This is a genomic window from Clavibacter quasicaliforniensis, assembly GCF_051201715.1.
Taxonomy (GTDB): domain Bacteria; phylum Actinomycetota; class Actinomycetes; order Actinomycetales; family Microbacteriaceae; genus Clavibacter; species Clavibacter seminis.
This window is the reverse complement of record NZ_CP139624.1, coordinates 190,757-205,464: the sequence shown is the minus strand read 5'-3', so window position 1 is coordinate 205,464 and position 14,708 is coordinate 190,757. Positions and strand designations below refer to the sequence as shown.

The 14,708-nt window shown below is 74.5% G+C and carries 15 protein-coding genes; 3 read left to right on the top strand and 12 right to left on the bottom strand.

The window, feature by feature from the left end:
* Window positions 1–13: 13 nt before the first annotated feature.
* From NL142_RS01025 to NL142_RS01015, 3 genes are all read right to left on the bottom strand, one after another.
* Window positions 14–598, bottom strand: coding sequence for an RraA family protein (locus tag NL142_RS01025; protein WP_435080599.1), 585 nt, complete (start codon window positions 596–598; stop codon window positions 14–16).
* A gap of 44 nt (window positions 599–642) precedes the next feature.
* Window positions 643–921 (bottom strand): hypothetical protein, encoded by a 279-nt coding sequence (locus tag NL142_RS01020; protein ID WP_119382563.1) that lies wholly within the window; start codon window positions 919–921, stop codon window positions 643–645.
* A gap of 73 nt (window positions 922–994) precedes the next feature.
* Window positions 995–2,341 carry a TRAP transporter large permease subunit gene (locus NL142_RS01015; RefSeq protein WP_435080598.1) on the bottom strand — a complete coding sequence of 449 codons (1,347 nt, stop codon included), beginning with the start codon at window positions 2,339–2,341 and terminating at the stop codon, window positions 995–997.
* A gap of 208 nt (window positions 2,342–2,549) precedes the next feature.
* On the opposite strand from NL142_RS01015, the gene NL142_RS01010 reads away from it, so the two are divergent.
* From NL142_RS01010 to NL142_RS01000, 3 genes are all read left to right on the top strand, one after another.
* A complete protein-coding gene (locus NL142_RS01010) occupies window positions 2,550–3,749 on the top strand; it encodes a glycosyltransferase family 4 protein (RefSeq protein ID WP_435080597.1) in 1,200 nt (399 codons plus the stop codon).
* Window positions 3,746–4,522 carry a Pr6Pr family membrane protein gene (locus tag NL142_RS01005; RefSeq protein ID WP_435080596.1) on the top strand — a complete coding sequence of 259 codons (777 nt, stop codon included), beginning with the start codon at window positions 3,746–3,748 and terminating at the stop codon, window positions 4,520–4,522. Before NL142_RS01010 ends, NL142_RS01005 begins: the two co-directional genes overlap by 4 nt.
* Window positions 4,523–4,584: 62 nt before the next feature.
* Window positions 4,585–5,598 carry a LacI family DNA-binding transcriptional regulator gene (locus tag NL142_RS01000; RefSeq protein ID WP_435080595.1) on the top strand — a complete coding sequence of 338 codons (1,014 nt, stop codon included), beginning with the start codon at window positions 4,585–4,587 and terminating at the stop codon, window positions 5,596–5,598.
* Between the two features lie 27 nt (window positions 5,599–5,625).
* Here NL142_RS01000 and NL142_RS00995 read toward each other — a convergent pair whose 3' ends face one another.
* From NL142_RS00995 to NL142_RS00955, 9 genes are all read right to left on the bottom strand, one after another.
* On the bottom strand, window positions 5,626–7,110 hold the full coding sequence (locus tag NL142_RS00995) for a PepSY-associated TM helix domain-containing protein (RefSeq protein WP_435080594.1): 1,485 nt from the start codon (window positions 7,108–7,110) through the stop codon (window positions 5,626–5,628).
* Window positions 7,107–7,802, bottom strand: a complete 696-nt coding sequence (locus NL142_RS00990) for a YcnI family protein (protein WP_435080593.1) — start codon at window positions 7,800–7,802, stop codon at window positions 7,107–7,109. The genes NL142_RS00995 and NL142_RS00990 overlap by 4 nt, the downstream gene beginning before the upstream one ends.
* A gap of 180 nt (window positions 7,803–7,982) precedes the next feature.
* On the bottom strand, window positions 7,983–8,681 hold the full coding sequence (locus NL142_RS00985; protein ID WP_435080592.1) for a hypothetical protein: 699 nt from the start codon (window positions 8,679–8,681) through the stop codon (window positions 7,983–7,985).
* Window positions 8,682–8,756: 75 nt separating this feature from the next.
* The gene (locus NL142_RS00980) at window positions 8,757–9,449 is read right to left on the bottom strand and encodes a hypothetical protein (protein ID WP_435080591.1); all 693 of its coding nucleotides are present in this window, start codon (window positions 9,447–9,449) and stop codon (window positions 8,757–8,759) included.
* A gap of 11 nt (window positions 9,450–9,460) precedes the next feature.
* Window positions 9,461–10,024 carry a matrixin family metalloprotease gene (locus tag NL142_RS00975; RefSeq protein WP_435080590.1) on the bottom strand — a complete coding sequence of 188 codons (564 nt, stop codon included), beginning with the start codon at window positions 10,022–10,024 and terminating at the stop codon, window positions 9,461–9,463.
* A 162-nt stretch (window positions 10,025–10,186) separates the two neighbouring features.
* Entirely contained in the window at window positions 10,187–11,401 is a 1,215-nt protein-coding gene (locus NL142_RS00970) for a Gfo/Idh/MocA family protein (protein WP_194683766.1), read from the bottom strand.
* A 61-nt stretch (window positions 11,402–11,462) separates the two neighbouring features.
* A complete protein-coding gene (locus NL142_RS00965) occupies window positions 11,463–12,776 on the bottom strand; it encodes a metal-dependent hydrolase family protein (protein WP_435080589.1) in 1,314 nt (437 codons plus the stop codon).
* Window positions 12,773–13,282: a GAF domain-containing protein gene (locus NL142_RS00960; protein ID WP_435080588.1), complete on the bottom strand. Its 510-nt coding sequence runs from the start codon at window positions 13,280–13,282 to the stop codon at window positions 12,773–12,775. The genes NL142_RS00965 and NL142_RS00960 overlap by 4 nt, the downstream gene beginning before the upstream one ends.
* Window positions 13,279–14,676 carry an MFS transporter gene (locus tag NL142_RS00955; protein WP_194683768.1) on the bottom strand — a complete coding sequence of 466 codons (1,398 nt, stop codon included), beginning with the start codon at window positions 14,674–14,676 and terminating at the stop codon, window positions 13,279–13,281. The genes NL142_RS00960 and NL142_RS00955 overlap by 4 nt, the downstream gene beginning before the upstream one ends.
* Window positions 14,677–14,708: the final 32 nt, after the last annotated feature.

The window sequence follows — 14,708 nt, the reverse complement described above, 5'->3', positions numbered from 1 at the left end:
CAGGCGGCGGGTGTCATCGCGCGGCGATGATCGACGCCCGGGTCGCGGACTCGTCGGCGTGCTTGACCTCGGCCCGGTCGGCGACCGCGTCGGCCTCGGCGGCGGGCACGATCGCGAGCCCGTCGGCGTCGCCGAGCACGATGTCGCCCGGCATCACCACCACGGTCCCGATGGCGACCGGGACCTGGATCCGGAACGGCCCGTTGCGATACGGGCCGGCGGGTGTGACGGCCCGGGCGAAGGCGGGGAAGCCCATCTCCTCCAGGTCGTCGACGTCGCGGAGGGCCCCGTCGATCACGATGCCCGCGCAGCCGGCGGAGCGCAGCCGCTCGCCGATGAGCTCGCCGACGAGCGCGCGGTCGCGCAGGCCGTGGCCGTTGACGACGAGCACGTCGCCGGGGCGCAGCCGCCCCAGCGCCTCGTGGATCCCCGCGTTGTCGCCGCCCGCGACCTCGACCGTGAAGGCGGGGCCGGCGACGCGCGCGCCGCGCCAGACCGCGTGGATCCCGGCGTCGACCACGCCGAGCCTGTCCATGGAGTCGCCCACGTTGGCGACGGGGAGGGCGGCGAGCCGCCCGAGGGTCGATGCGTCCGACATGACGTTCCTCTTCTTCCTGTGGTGATGCGGGTGGGCCGGGCCGCCTAGTCGGCGGGCTTCCAGCCGTGGACGTAGGAGAGCAGGAGGGTCCAGATCCCGAGCACCCCGGCGACGCCGAAGGTCCAGGGGCTGAGCGCGGCGGATGCGCCCGTGATCAGGCCGCCGTCGACGACCACGAGGCCGACGACCTGCAGGAGCACGAGCACCGTGCCGAGCACGAGCATCAGCACGAGCAGGGCGACGAAGACGGCGGTCATCACGCGGATGGCGCGCAGGCGGGCCGGGCCGTGGGTGGTCTCGGCGGGGGGCTTCTCTTCGCTCATCAGCTCCTCCTCGGGGCGGTCGTGCGGGCGGGGACGGGACGGGGATGCGCGGCCGAGCCGCGGGCAGCGCGCATCAGTGCGGCACCGGGAGCCAGCCGGGCCCGATGAGGGCCGCGATGGCGAGGATCGGCAGCACGTACAGCACGATGAGCGGCACGAACGTCTTCACCGGGTTCACCTGAGCGATGCCGGTGGCGATGTAGATCGCCGACGCCCCGGGCGGGGACGCGCCCTCGGTCGAGGCGGCGACGAGCACGACGCAGGCGGCGAGCACGGGATCCACCCCGGAGGCCACGAGCACGCTGAACCCGATGCCGCCGATGGTCGCGATGGTGGCCGTCGAGCTGAGCGGCCCGGCGACGAGCACCACCATGACGGCGACGATGATCGACATCGCGACGGGCGACGCGTCCAGGCCGTTGAGCACGCTGGACAGCTGCTCCGCGAGGCCGAGCTCCGTGAGCACGGCGCCGCCGGCGAAGGCGAACACGAGGGTCGCGCCGATGTCGCGGTAGCGGGGCGCGGTCTTCGCGACGAAGCCGTACCACTCGCGGCCGGACCTGGGCAGGCGGCGCCAGCCGAGCGCGGCGGCGAAGAGGCCGAGGAGCACGGGGATCCAGACGATGATGCTGATGGACTCCATCACCTCCTCGCCGAGCACGCCCGTGAGCGACTCGCCGGTCGGCCCGAGGGTGACGAGCACCGGGATCACGATCCCGAGGAACACCAGGAGCGACGACCAGCCCTGTCTGAAGCTGCGGCCGAACGGCAGGATGTCGGCGGCTGACACCCGGCCGATCTTGTATTTGCGCACGAAGTAGAAGACGACGACCAGCCGCCAGAGGATGCACCAGGCCGCGGCCGCGAACATCGCGAGCAGCAGCTCGTCGATGGAGACGTAGGGCGCGACCGTCGCGGTGCCGATGAGGATGAAGAACGACGCGCTCGGCGGGATGACCGTGCCGTTGCCCGCGTTGCCGGCGACGAGCGTGGCGGCGACGTGCGGCGGCCAGTTCGAGCGCTTCATCCACGGGATCGCGACGGAGCCCATGGTCGCGGCGTTGGCGGATCCCGAGTGCGCGACCGCGCCGAACAGCGCCGACCCGACCGTGGCCACGTACCCTGCCCCGCCGCGGAGGCGGCCGAGCAGCGAGTTGAGGAGGTCCACCTGCCGGTCGATCACGCCGGTCGAGGCGAGCAGGAAGCCGATGAACGTGAAGGCGAGCGCCGCGAAGACGATCTCCTGGTCGAAGGCCGCCTGCATGCCCGCGAGCACGAGGCGGGGGAACTCCCCGCCGCCGAACGCGCAGACGACGAGGAACCCGACGACCATCGCCTCGCCGATGCCGCGCTTCAGCGCGACGCTCCAGACGACGATGATCCCGATGTACGAGATGAGGGCCCAGACAGCCAACCCCATGTGTATCTCCGCTCTCCATTGAGTGGTGCAGTTCGCTGTGCGGACTGAAAGTTCGTTTTGACGAGCATGCGGGCAGGCGGGCGGGATGTCAAGGACGGCGCGCGCCGCCCTACCGGATCCGCCGCCCGCGCGCGCGGATCATCCCGACCCGGCCGGGTCTCCCCAGGCGTCCGCCGCTTCTCCTCGCGGGCGGTTAGCGTCAGCCGCGATGAACACCCTCCGACCCCTCCTCGTGATGGACTACGCCTTCTCCTACCTCGGTGGGGCCCAGACGGCCGTCGTCCAGCAGGCGCTCGCGCTCGCGCGCGCGGGCCACGCGGTCACCGTCGCGGCACCCGACGCGACCTCCGTCCGCGAGCTGCACGGGACGGGCGTCGCCCTCTACGACGTCGCGCCCACCCTGCCCGTGCCCCTCCTCGGCCTGCCGGTGATCCGCGCCGACGCCGCCACCCGCCGCGACCTCGGCGCGCTGATGGACCGGTCCGGCACCGACCTCGTCCTCACGCACTCCGAGCACGGGCTCGCGGCGACCGCCCTGCGGCTCGGGCGCGAGCGGGGGATCCCGACGCTGCACACCGTCCACACCTTCTTCCTGCGCGGCCCGGCCTGGGGCGGGTTCCTCGCACCCGCCGTCACGGCCGTCCACCGCGCGATGACCGGGCTGCCGGGTCCCCAGGTGCAGCTCGCCCCGCGCCGCCTCGACAGCGCCCTCCGCGGCATGACCCTCGCCGTCTGCCGCGAGGCCGACCTCGTGCTGTCGCCCTCCGCGCACCAGGCCGTCGCGCTGCGCCGCGCGGGCCTGCCCGCCGTCGAGGTGCTCTCGAACACGAGCTGCACCGCGCGCGGGGCGTCCGCCGAGCTCCCCGCGAGCGGCGCGCTGCGGCTCGTCTGGGCGGCGCGGTTCGCGCCCGAGAAGCGGCTCGACGTGATGCTCGAGGCGATGGGGCTGGTCGCCGAGCTGTCCGGGCCGGACGCCGTGCACCTCGATCTCGCCGGCGGCCGGCCGCGCGGCGCCGTCCCACCCGGCGTCACGGTGCACGGCCGCGTGTCGACCGCCACGGTGACCGCGCTCCTCCGCGGGGCGCACGCGGCCGTGATCACCTCGCTCGGCTTCGACAACCAGCCGATGATCGCCATGGAGGCCTTCGCGGAGGGGCGCCCGGCGCTCGTCAGCGACCCCGTCCTCGCCGCGGAGTTCGGCGGGGCGGCGCTGCTCGCCGACGACACGGACGCGGAGGGGCTGGCCGCGTCGATCCTCCGCCTGGCCGCCGACCGGCGCCCGCTCGACGGGCCCGCCCGCGAGGCCAGGCACCTCGCGGCCGAGGTCGCCCCCGCCGCGCACGCCCGCGGCGTCGAGGAGGCCTGCCGTCGCGTGGCCGGCGCCCGACGCGGATCGGCCCCGGCGTGAGCCGCACGACCGCGCGACCGGGGGCGCCCGTCGGCGGCGGGGGCGAGATCGTGGGAACCTCATCCGTGCGCATCCTCTTCTCCGTCGTCCGCATCGCCACCGCGATCGCCGCCGTCATCGGCGTCGTCGCCCAATACCACGTCAACTACGCCTACTGGCAGGACCTCGGCATCACCGGCTTCGCCGGGAAGTCGCTCGACTTCGCCCTGTTCTTCACCGTCGACGCGAACCTGCTCGGCGCGGTCGTGCTGGTCGTCGGCGGCGTGCGGCTGGCGCGGGGCCGCGCGGCGGATCCGGGGGTCGGCTGGGTCACGCTGCGGCTCGCGTCCACCGTCTACCTCGTCATCACCGGCATCGTCTGGAACCTGCTGCTGCGCGGCCAGCCCCAGCCGGAGCCGCTGAAGCTCGACTGGGCCGACCAGATCGTGCACGTCGCCGTGCCCCTGATCGTGCTGCTCGACTGGATCCTCGCGCCCGACCGCCGTCCGCTCCGCGCGGGCGCCATCGGCCGCGTCATCGCGTTCCCCCTCGCGTGGATCCTCGTCACGCTCGCCCGCGGCCCGTTCACCGGCGACGAGGTCTTCCAGACCGCCACCTACTACCCGTACGGGTTCCTGAACCCGGACTCGTCGCCCGGCGGGTACGGCACGGTCGCCGCGTACGTGGTCGGCCTCACGATCGCCGTCTGCGCGATCACGGGCGCGCTCATCCTCGTCTCGCGGTTCCGCGCCCCGACCGACCCGCACCGCCGCGCGACGCCCGCTATACGCTGAGCACGCGCCCGGCCGATCGCCCGCCCGGCGCCGCCCGAACCCGAGGAGCCGCCATCCCGACCATGCGAGAGGTCGCCGCGCGCGCGGGGGTCTCGATCGCCACGGTCTCCTTCGTCGTCAACGGCACCAAGGCCGTCTCCGAGCCCACGCGCCGCGCCGTCACCGAGGCGATGCAGGAGCTCGGCTACCGCAACAACGTCGTGGCCCGCGCGCTCGCCAGCAAGCGCACCCGGATCGTCGCGCTGCTGTTCCCCGCCGACGTGCAGCGCCTCAGCCGCATCGCCCTCGAGATCTTCATGAGCGCCGCCACGCGCGCGTCCGAGCTCGGGTACCACCTCGTGCTCTGGCCCACGGGCACGTCGCCCGACGACGTGTCCGACCTCGTGAGCGGCCGTCTGGTCGACGGCGCCATCGTGATGGAGGTGCGCATGGACGACTCGCGCATCAGCGAGCTCGCGGCGCTCGACGTGCCGTTCGTCTCCATCGGGCGCACCGCGGACACGCACGACCTGCCCTTCGTCGACATGGACTTCGAGCGGACCGTCGCCGACGGGATCGACCACCTGCAGGCCCTCGGCCACCGCAGGTTCGGGCTCATGGTGGAGGACCTCGAGCGCGGGCCGCTGCGGGGGTACGGGCCGACGACGCGCACCGAGCGGGCGTTCCTGCAGGAGACGGCGGCCCGCGGGCTCGGCGGCGCGGTCGCCAGGTGCGCGCCGACGCCGGTGGGCGGGCGTGCGGCGGCGGGCGAGCTGCTGGCGGCGGATCCGGGGATCACGGCGGTCATGCTGCTCAACGACCAGGCGGCGCGCGGCCTCATCTCGGGACTCGACGCGGCGGGGCGGCGGGTGCCGGACGACGTCTCGATCCTGTCGCTCGCGTCGTCCACCGAGGTGGGCGCGCTCGTCGAGCCGGCCCTCAGCACCATGGACGCGCCGGGCCCGGAGCTCGGCCGGCTCGCCGTCGAGATGCTGCTCGCGCGGCTCGACGGCACGGCGACGGAGCTGCCGCACGCGCTCCTGCCGTGCCTGCTGCACGTGGCGGCGTCGACCGGGCCGGCGCCGGCCGCCCGCTGAGTCGTGGGCGACCGGCACCGACTGCGCTCAGATGGGAGCTCCCGCCCGGTGCACGCGCGCGGCGGTGATCAGCGCGTCGAGCAGCACGAAGCCGACCAGCGGGATCCCGACGAGCGGCAGGAACAGCCCCACGCCGACGCCGACCGCGACGACCGCCGCGATCCCCCACCACGGTGCCCGCACGAGCGCGCCCGCGGGAGCCGGACGGCCCGGTCGCGCGACGCCCGGGCGACGCTTCCACCACATCAGGTAGCCGAAGACGACCATCGCGGCGATGCCGAGCGCGGTCACCGCGAGGAGCAGCTGGTTCGGGAGCCCGAACATGGATCCCTGGTGCGTGTCGATCCCCCAGCGCGCGAGCTTCGCGGGCAGCGGGTAGTCGGCGAAGTCGGTGCGGCCCACGACCTGGAGCGTGCTGCCGTCGACGGCCACCTGGTCGACCTCGGTCGGGAAGCTGCGCTGGATCTCGCTCACCGTCCAGGCTGTGCTCGCGTCCTTCGGCGGCGTGATCTCCACCAGGCCCGTGTTCACGTTGACGCCGCGAGCGACGCGCAGGACCTCGTCGAAGGTCGCGGGATCCACGGCGGGCGTCGTCGAGGGCGCGGCGGACGCGTGGTGGCCGGCGTGCGGATCCGCCGCGGAGACCGCGCCCGCACCCGCCCCCGGGAGCGCGGTCGTGAGGGTCGGCGTCTGCCAGCTGAGGGCGGCGCGGAGGTCGGTCACGTTCTGCCCGCCGAACTGCGACCACGTGATGCCCGTGGCCGACAGGAACATCGCGCCCGCGACCAGCCACACGCCCGTCGACGCGTGCCAGGAGAGGATCCGCCGGTAGCCGGTGGCCTTCCCGTCGGGTCGCACGAGGTCGCGCTTCCGTGGCGACCGGCGCCAGCGCGCGATCCACAGGCCGAGGCCCGCGAGCGTCACGATGCCGAGCCAGCTGGCGGCGAGCTCGCTGTAGAGCCGGCCGGCATCGCCGAGCCCGAGCCTGCGGTGGAAGTCGCTGATCGCGGTGCGCAGCGGCAGGGCGCCGCTCGTGCCGTAGACGGGGAGGTCGCCGCGGATGGACGCGTCGGCCGGATCCACGAAGATCGCCCGGGTCTGGCTCGGGATGAGGCCGTCGCCCGTGAACATGACGCGCGTCGTGTCGCCCGGAGCGGGGGCGGGGCGGACGGCGACGAGCGTGCCGGATCCGCCGACCACGGCCTCCGCGGCCTCGACCTGCTGCGCGAGCGGCACGGTGGATCCCGTCGCGGGCGCGTGCAGCTCGTGGGCGTAGACGACCTGCTCGGCGGTCGGCGCGAGGGCGTAGGCCGCGCCGCTCAGGGCCGCGGTGAGGATGAACGGGCCCACGAGGATCCCCGCGAGGAAGTGCAGGCGCAGCAGCAGCGGGAGGAACCAGCCGCGCTGCGGGCGGGTGATCGCGGGGGTCGCGGCGGAGGCGTCCGTCGCGGCGGGCGCGTCGGCGGACCCGGCGGGACCGGCGGCGTCCGCGCGGTCGTGCACGGCGGTCATCGACGGCCGCCCTGCTGCGGGCGGCGCATGCCGATGGTGAGGAGCATCACGGCGACGACGCCCACCACGAGGGCGCCGAGGCCGAGGAGGCGGGCGACCTGGTCGACCGGCGCGGCGGCGGGAGCGGCGGCCTGGGCCTCCGCGCCCGTCGCCGAGGAGCCCATGCCGGCCATGCCGCTGCCGGTCGCGCTCGCGGCGTCGGTCAGCGTGATCGCCGGCGCCGGGTGGTCGGGCTCGGTGCCCGCGGCGGGCGTCTCGGCCCAGTCGGTGGATCCGGCGACGCAGGTCTGCAGCGTCGGGAACGTCACGACGTCCCCGGCCGCGCCGTCGACGGGCAGCAGCGCCTCGACCTGCACGGTCGCGCGCAGGGCATCGGGCAGCGGGGTGTCGGCCGTGTAGGTGACGGTCGTGCCGTCGGCCGCCTCCTGCTCGGCGACCGACCAGCCGGGCGCGAGGGTCGGCTTGACGGCCTGCACGTCAGCGGGGAAGCGGATCGCGAGCGACGTGGTGGCGGATCCCTCGCAACCGTGGCCGACCGCGAAGGTCAGGACGCTGAGCGTGGCGGGGGCGGTGGAGGAGGCGTCGAGCTCGACGTGCGCGGACGCGGCGAGCGGTGCCGACAGGGCGAGCGCGAGGCCGACGGCGGCGCCGGCGACGACGCGGCGCGAGGTGGATGTGGTGCGGGAGGGCATGGCTGTCCTTCGGTGGAGGCACGGGTGTCCGTGCGCTGTCCGGGCGTGCGGGAGGCGCGCGGCGGCGCGACGACGACCCCCACGACCACCGCCGCGGGGTGCGCGGCAGGCGGGAGGGACGGGTCGGCGCGACGGCGCGGGACCGCGCCCGGGCTCCGAGGGAGCGGCGGCGGGCGCGGATCAGGCGGCGAGCGCGGCGAGCGGCGGGCCGCGGCGGCCCTGGATCCGCGCGGCGAGGAGCGCGACCGGGCGCGCGGGACGGAGGTCGATCTCGAGCCGGCGCGGCCGGGGTGCGGCGGCCGGCTCGGCGAGCGCGGCGGCCAGCGCGACCGCCGCTCCGACGAGCGCGCCGAGGGCTCCGGTGAGCGCGCCACCGACCCGCAGGGCGAGGGCGCGCACGACCCGGCGGAGCGCGTCGGCGCCCGCGCGGAGCGAGCAGACGCTGACGAGACCGGCGATCACGTGGGCGACAAGCATGGCGCCGTCGTGGTCCGCGGGCATCCCGGCCATCGCGGAGGACCCGGCGAGGGCGCGCGCGGCATCGGCGGCGGCGTGCGCGTGGGAGTGCCCGGCGGACGCGGACGCCGCGCCGCCCATGTCCATGCCGGATCCCGGGCCGGACCCGATCGCCGATCCGCCGAACGTGAACGCCGCGTGCAGCACGCCCTGGGTCGCGCCGATCGCGAGCACGAGGTGCGCGAGCGTTACCCGGCGGCCGCCGAGCGCGAAGCACAGCGCGACGCCGAGCACGAGGGCGAGCGCCAGGACGAGCGGATGCGGGATCCCGCCGCCGGCCGCCGCGTGCAGCGTCGCCGTGACGAGCGTGCAGACGAAGGCGGACAGCGTGGCGCGCAGCGTCCGCTCCTGCCGTGCCTGCACCCGTCCCCCTCCGGTCGTCCGGTCCAGGGTACGCGAGCGCCCGGATGGCGCCGCGCCGGGACCCGACGGCGGCGCTCAGCCGAGCGCGTGATCCGCGGCGACCCGCTCGGGCAGGACGTCGCCCTGCTCGTGGTCGATCCGCGCGAACGTCGCCGACGGCCCCGACGCGCCGTCCGTCCCCGCGTCCGAGTCCGGAGCCGCGAAGATGCCGGCGGTGCCGCCCGTCACGAACCACTGGGACGCCGCGTCGCCCGGCAGGCGCGAGGGCCGCAGGTAGAGGAGGTACGCGGATCCCGCCTGCAGCATCGTCGCGGGACCGGGCTGCGCGGCCGTGCCGATCTGCCGCACCTCGACCGTCCCCCCGACCGCGACGCCGTGGGCGGCCTTCGCGACCTTCGCGATCCGCACCGTCGAGACCGTGGCCGGAGCGCTCGGCCCGAGGTCTGCCACCTCGCGCTGCGCGACGACGGTGCCCGCGACGATCCCGACGCTGTCGTCCGCGAGCGCGGCGAGCGAGCCGTAGAGGGTGTGGCGGGATCCGTGGGTGTGCGACCCCGGCCCCGCCTGCATGGGCGTCGACATGTCCATGCCGGGGTCCGTCGGCGCCGCCGAGGAGGCGTCATCCGCGGGAGCGGCAGGGGAGGCATCCGTGGGCGCTGCCGCGCAGCCGGCCAGCAGGAGCACGCCGGCTCCCAGGGCGAGGGCGGCGACGCGGATCGTCGGCGCGGTCGTGCTCGTGCTCGTGCTCGTGCTCGTGCTCGTGCTCATGTGCGTGCCCATCAGTAGAGGGAGTCGATCCCGGCGACCTCGTCGTCGGTGAGGCCGTCCACGCCGTCCTCGTAGGCGTCGGATGCCCGGTAGTACATGACGTGGTCGATGCCGGGGACGTGCGCGAGCCCGAGCACGTGGCCCGTCTCGTGCTCCCACACGACCTTCAGGCGCGTGGTCGGCATCGAGTCGTCGAGGTACTCGGTGTTGAGGTGCATGGACGCCGTGTACGTGTGGTCGTCCCCGTCGTAGCTCCAGGTCGAGTAGCCCTCGTAGCCGTCGTCTCCCGCGTCGATGACCTGGGCGCTCCAGGGCGAGCCCGTCGCGTCCACGGTGCTCACCGACGCGTGGGTGCGCGCGGTGTACTCGGCGGCCGCGTCGGCGAGGGCGTCGTGGAACGTACCCGCGGGCACCGCGGTCGTGTCCACGGTCAGCTTCGCGGTGGGCCAGTGCGGGCCCTCGCGGTTGAAGGCCTGGGCCGGTGCGGCGACGGCCAGGGCGGCCAGCGATGCCAGGCCCGCGGTGGCGAGCAGGGCGACGCGACCGCGTCGGCGGGCAGGGGCGGGTGATCTCATGGGACCTCCGGGAGCGATGGAGCGGGTGCATCCCGACGTCCCCGCCCGTGCCTCCCCGCGGGCCGAAGTTAGGACCTGCCCGCCCTCCCGCGCGCGGATCGCTCCCAGGCGATCGTCTGACGAGGCCGGCAGGCGGGGAGCCGGCCGACCCCGCGCGCCGGATCAGCCTCGGGTGGCGTCCACCTGCACCCACGCGCTGCCGTCGGCCGAGCTGCGCTCCACGGCGTCGAGCACGCGTTGCACGCGGAGTCCGTCGGCGAACGAGGGCTGCGGCTCGCGGCCCGCGGCGATGTCGTGCACGAGGTCGCGCACCTGGTGGGTGAACGCGTGCTCGTAGCCGAGGCCGTGGCCGGTGGGCCACCACGCGGCCGTGTAGGGGTGCTCGGGCTCGGTGACGAGGATCCGGCGGAAGCCCAGCCGGTCGGCGGGCGCGGTCGCGTCGTACAGCTCGATCTCGTTGAGGCGCTCGAGGTCGAAGGAGATGGCGCCGTCGGATCCGCTGAACTCCAGCCGCAGCGCGTTCTTGCGGCCGGTGGCCATGCGGGTCGCCTCGAAGCTGGCGAGCGCGCCGCCGGCGAGCTTGCCGGTGAAGTAGGCGGCGTCGTCGACGGTGACCTGGCCGCGCTCGCTGGACGCGACGCCGCCGAGGCCGCGCGTCTCGGCGAGCAGCGGGCGCTCCTCGACGAACGTGCGGAGCAGGCCGCTGACCGCGTCGAGCCGCTCGCCCGTGATGAACTGCACCGCGTCGACGATGTGCGCGCCGATGTCGCCGAGCGCGCCGGATCCCGCCGCCTCCTTGTCGAGGCGCCAGGTCATCGGGCCCTCAGCGTCGGTCAGCCAGTCCTGCAGGTAGAGCGCGCGCACCTGGCGGAGCTCGCCGATCGCGCCCTGGGCCACGAGGTCGCGCGCGAACGTGATGGCGGGCACGCGGCGGTAGCTGAAGCCGACCATCGCGCGGATCCCCTTGGCCGCCGCCTTCTCCGCGGCGGCCGCCATGATCTCGGCCTCCTCGACCGTGTTGGCGAGCGGCTTCTCGCACAGCACGTGCTTGCCGGCCTCGAGGGCGGCGACCGCGATCTCCACGTGCGTGCTGCCGGGCGAGCAGATGTCGACGACGTCGATGTCGTCGCGCTCGATGGCCGCGCGCCAGTCGGTCTCGGCGCGATCCCAGCCCCAGCGGTCCGCGGACTCCTGCGTGCGCGCCTGGTCGCGGCCGACGACCGACACCATGCGTGGCGCGAGCGGCAGGTCGAAGAACGCAGGGGCGACGCGCCACGCCTGCGAGTGGGCGGCGCCCATGAAGCCGTGGCCGATCATCGCGACGCCGAGGGCGCCTCCGGTCTCCGTGGGCGTCGCTGCGGGCTGCGTGTCGGACATGGGACTCCTTCGTCTCATACGGGGTGCGGATCCGCGTGCGGGTGATTCGTTGCGGGTCGCGTCAAATGTACGGGGGCGCCGCGGGGCCTGACAAGGCAGCGGCGCCCGCCGTCACGCGCGGTCGCGTCCCGCGCCCCCCCCGGTGGACCACCCGGCCGCCCTGCACGACCGCGACGAGGTGCTCGTCGATGTCCGCGAGCACCGCGATGTCGACGGTCGGATCCGCGTCGACGATGAGCAGGTCCGCGAGCGCCCCCTCGGCGACGACCCCGAGCTCGCCGACGCGCCCCAGGAGCTCCGCGGCGGTCACGGTCGCCGCGCGGATGGCGTCGATGGCCGGCTGCACCTGGCCGAGGAGACGGAACTCCTCATTCTGGTGGCGCTGCATCCCGCCGAGCAGGTCGGAGCCGTACACGAGGCGCACCCCCGCGACGTGGGCGCGGCGGATCGCCTCGAGCCCGGTCTCCAGGACGGTGTCGACCTTCTGCCACATGCCCTCGGTCAGGCCGTGCTCGCGGCCCTCCTCCTTCAGCGCCCAGTAGGTCACGAGGGTGGGCACCAGGAACGCGTCGCGCTCGAGGAAGAGCGCGAGGCTCTCGTCGTCGAGGAGGTTGCCGTGCTCGATGGATCGCACACCGGCCCGCAGCGCGCGGTTGATGGCCCGGGCCGTGTAGGCGTGCGCGGCGACGTAGCGGTTCGCGGCCTCGGCCTCGGCGACGGCGGCCTCCATCTCCTCGATGGAGTACTGCGTGGAGTCGATCCGGTCGGTCGGCGAGGAGACGCCGCCCGACGCCATGATCTTGATGTGGTGCGCGCCCTTGCGGATCTCGTCCCGGGCGGCGGCCCGCACCGCGTCCACGCCGTCCGCCACGACCCCGATCCCGCAGCAGCCCCGCGACCCGGGTGCGTGATCCTCGCCCGGCAGGCGCATGTCCCCGTGCCCGCCGGTCTGGCTGAGAGCATGACCGCAGTAGTGGATGCGCGGTCCGGGGAGGAGGCCCTCCTCCTGCGCGCGCGCCAGGCCGTGATCGGCCCCCGAGAGGTCGCGGACGGTGGTGAACCCGCGGCCGAGCGTCTCCCGCATGATCCGGGCGCTCTGCGCGAAGACGTACGAGGGGGCGTTGCGCTCGAGCTCGCGGAAGTCGGCGCTGAACGCCGTGAGGTGCACGTGCCCGTCGATGAGGCCCGGCATCACGACCCGGCCGATTGCATCGATGCGCTCGGCGCCGCGCGGATCCAGATCCACGCCGATCTCGGTGATCCTGCCGCCCGAGGTGCGGACGTCGGCGGTGCGCGTCGTGCCGGCGACGACGTCGAGCACGGCGCCTCCCGTGATCACGGCGTCGGCGGCGGGAGTGGACGGGGCGATGCTCATGCGGATTCCTCTGCGGTGGGGGTCGGGGCCGTGAAGGGGGTCGGGGTCGCGGCCGGCAGGTCCGCGCCGAGGGCGGCCCCGAGCTCGGCGGACAGGTCGGCGGCGTGCCGCTCGACGGTCGCGACGGCTGCCGCGTCGTACGCGCCGTCGGCGTCGAGGATCGCGAGGACGCCGACCACGCGGTCGTCCGACACGATCGGGGCGTTGATGACGGAGCCGCAGCCGAGCGAGCGGATGAGCTCGACGTCGGCGAACACGGCGGCGACGTCCGCGTCGTGGGCGCCGAGGAAGGTCCGGCGGTCGCGGATGACGGCGTCGAGCCAGCCGCCGGAGACCTCCAGGGACTTCTCCGCGCCGAGCGGGTACTCGGCGGGGCGGTTGCTCGCGACGCGGCGCAGCGTGCGGATCGCGGGGATCCACTGCAGCACCGTGAACAGCCGGACCCCGGGGTCGCGGGCGATGCGCCGCTCGACCTCGGCGAAGACGTCCTCAGGGGAGACGCTCATCGCGCGGACCCCGCTCCGCCGACGCGGTCGTCGACCCGGACCACGTCCTCGATGTCCTCGAGCGAGCGGCCCGACGTGCGCACGCCGAACACCACCACCGTGATCACGCCGACCACGAGGACCGCCGTCGTCATCGCGAACACGCCGCCGAAGCCGAGCGACGCGGCGGAGACCCCGATGATCGTCGGGGCGAGGATGCTGCCGATGCGGCCGACGGCGCTGGCGAAGCCGCTGCCCGTGGCGCGCATCCACGTGGGGAAGAGCTCCGGCGTGTAGGCGTAGACGCCGGCGTACGTGCCATTGAGGAAGAAGGAGAGGACGGCCGCCGCGAGCACGATCATGCCGGCGTCGTTCGACTGGCTCAGCCAGAACGCGCTCAGCGCCGACCCCGCGAGGTACAGCGCGATGGTGTTCTTGCGCTCGATCCGGTCGTTGAGGAAGGCCGCGGAGAAGTAGCCGGGGATCTGGGCGAGGTAGATGACGATCGAGTACTCGAAGCTCGTCGTCACGCTGATGCCGCGGCCGATGAGCAGGGTCGGGATCCACGAGAAGAAGCCGTAGTACGAGAACGTGATCACGAACCAGACGACCCAGATCACGGCCGTCCTGCGCCGCATCGGGCCGCTCCACATCACCCGGAGGGCGTTCCAGATGGTGACCTTCCCCTGACGCGCCTCGATCTCGGGACCATCGTCCTCGACGGGCGGAAGCTCTGCCCGCGTCGCGGTGCGGACCCGCTCCTCGAGCCGCGCGACGACGACCTCGGCCTCCTCCACCCGCCCCCGGCTGAGCAGGTACCGGGGCGACTCGGGCAGGCTGCGGCGCCACCACAGCAGGAGCAGGATCGGCACGGCCGTGATGACCTGCGCCCATCGCCAGCCGTCCTCCCCTACGGGGACGACGAAGCGCCCGATGAGCGCGGCGAACACGAAGCCGAACGAGAAGAAGCCGGCGAGGCTGCCGATGAACCAGCCGCGGCGCTTGGGCGGGATGAACTCGGAGATGAAGGGCGCGATGATCACGCTCTCCGCTCCGGCGCCGAGGCCGGCGAGGACGCGCGCCACCAGGAAGACGCCGAAGCTCGGGGCGACGGCCGCCACGACCGACATCACGGCGTAGAACGCGAGCGCCCAGAGCATCACCTTCTTCCGCCCGAAGCGGTCGCCGAGCCAGCCGGAGAGGATCGCGCCGAAGAAGAAGCCGAGCGGCGCCGCCGAGCCGACCAGCCCGAGCTGCGCGTTGGAGAGCCCCCAGACCTCCTGCACGCTCGGCAGGAGGAAGGCCACGACCGCGCCGTCCATCCCGTCGAACGTGTAGCCGAGGCCGCCGATCAGGAGCAGGCCGAAGTGCGGCCGGCTGAGCGGCAGCCGATCCAGTCGCGCCGTGATGGACATCGGGACCTCGTCTCCTCGACCGGGCATGCTGC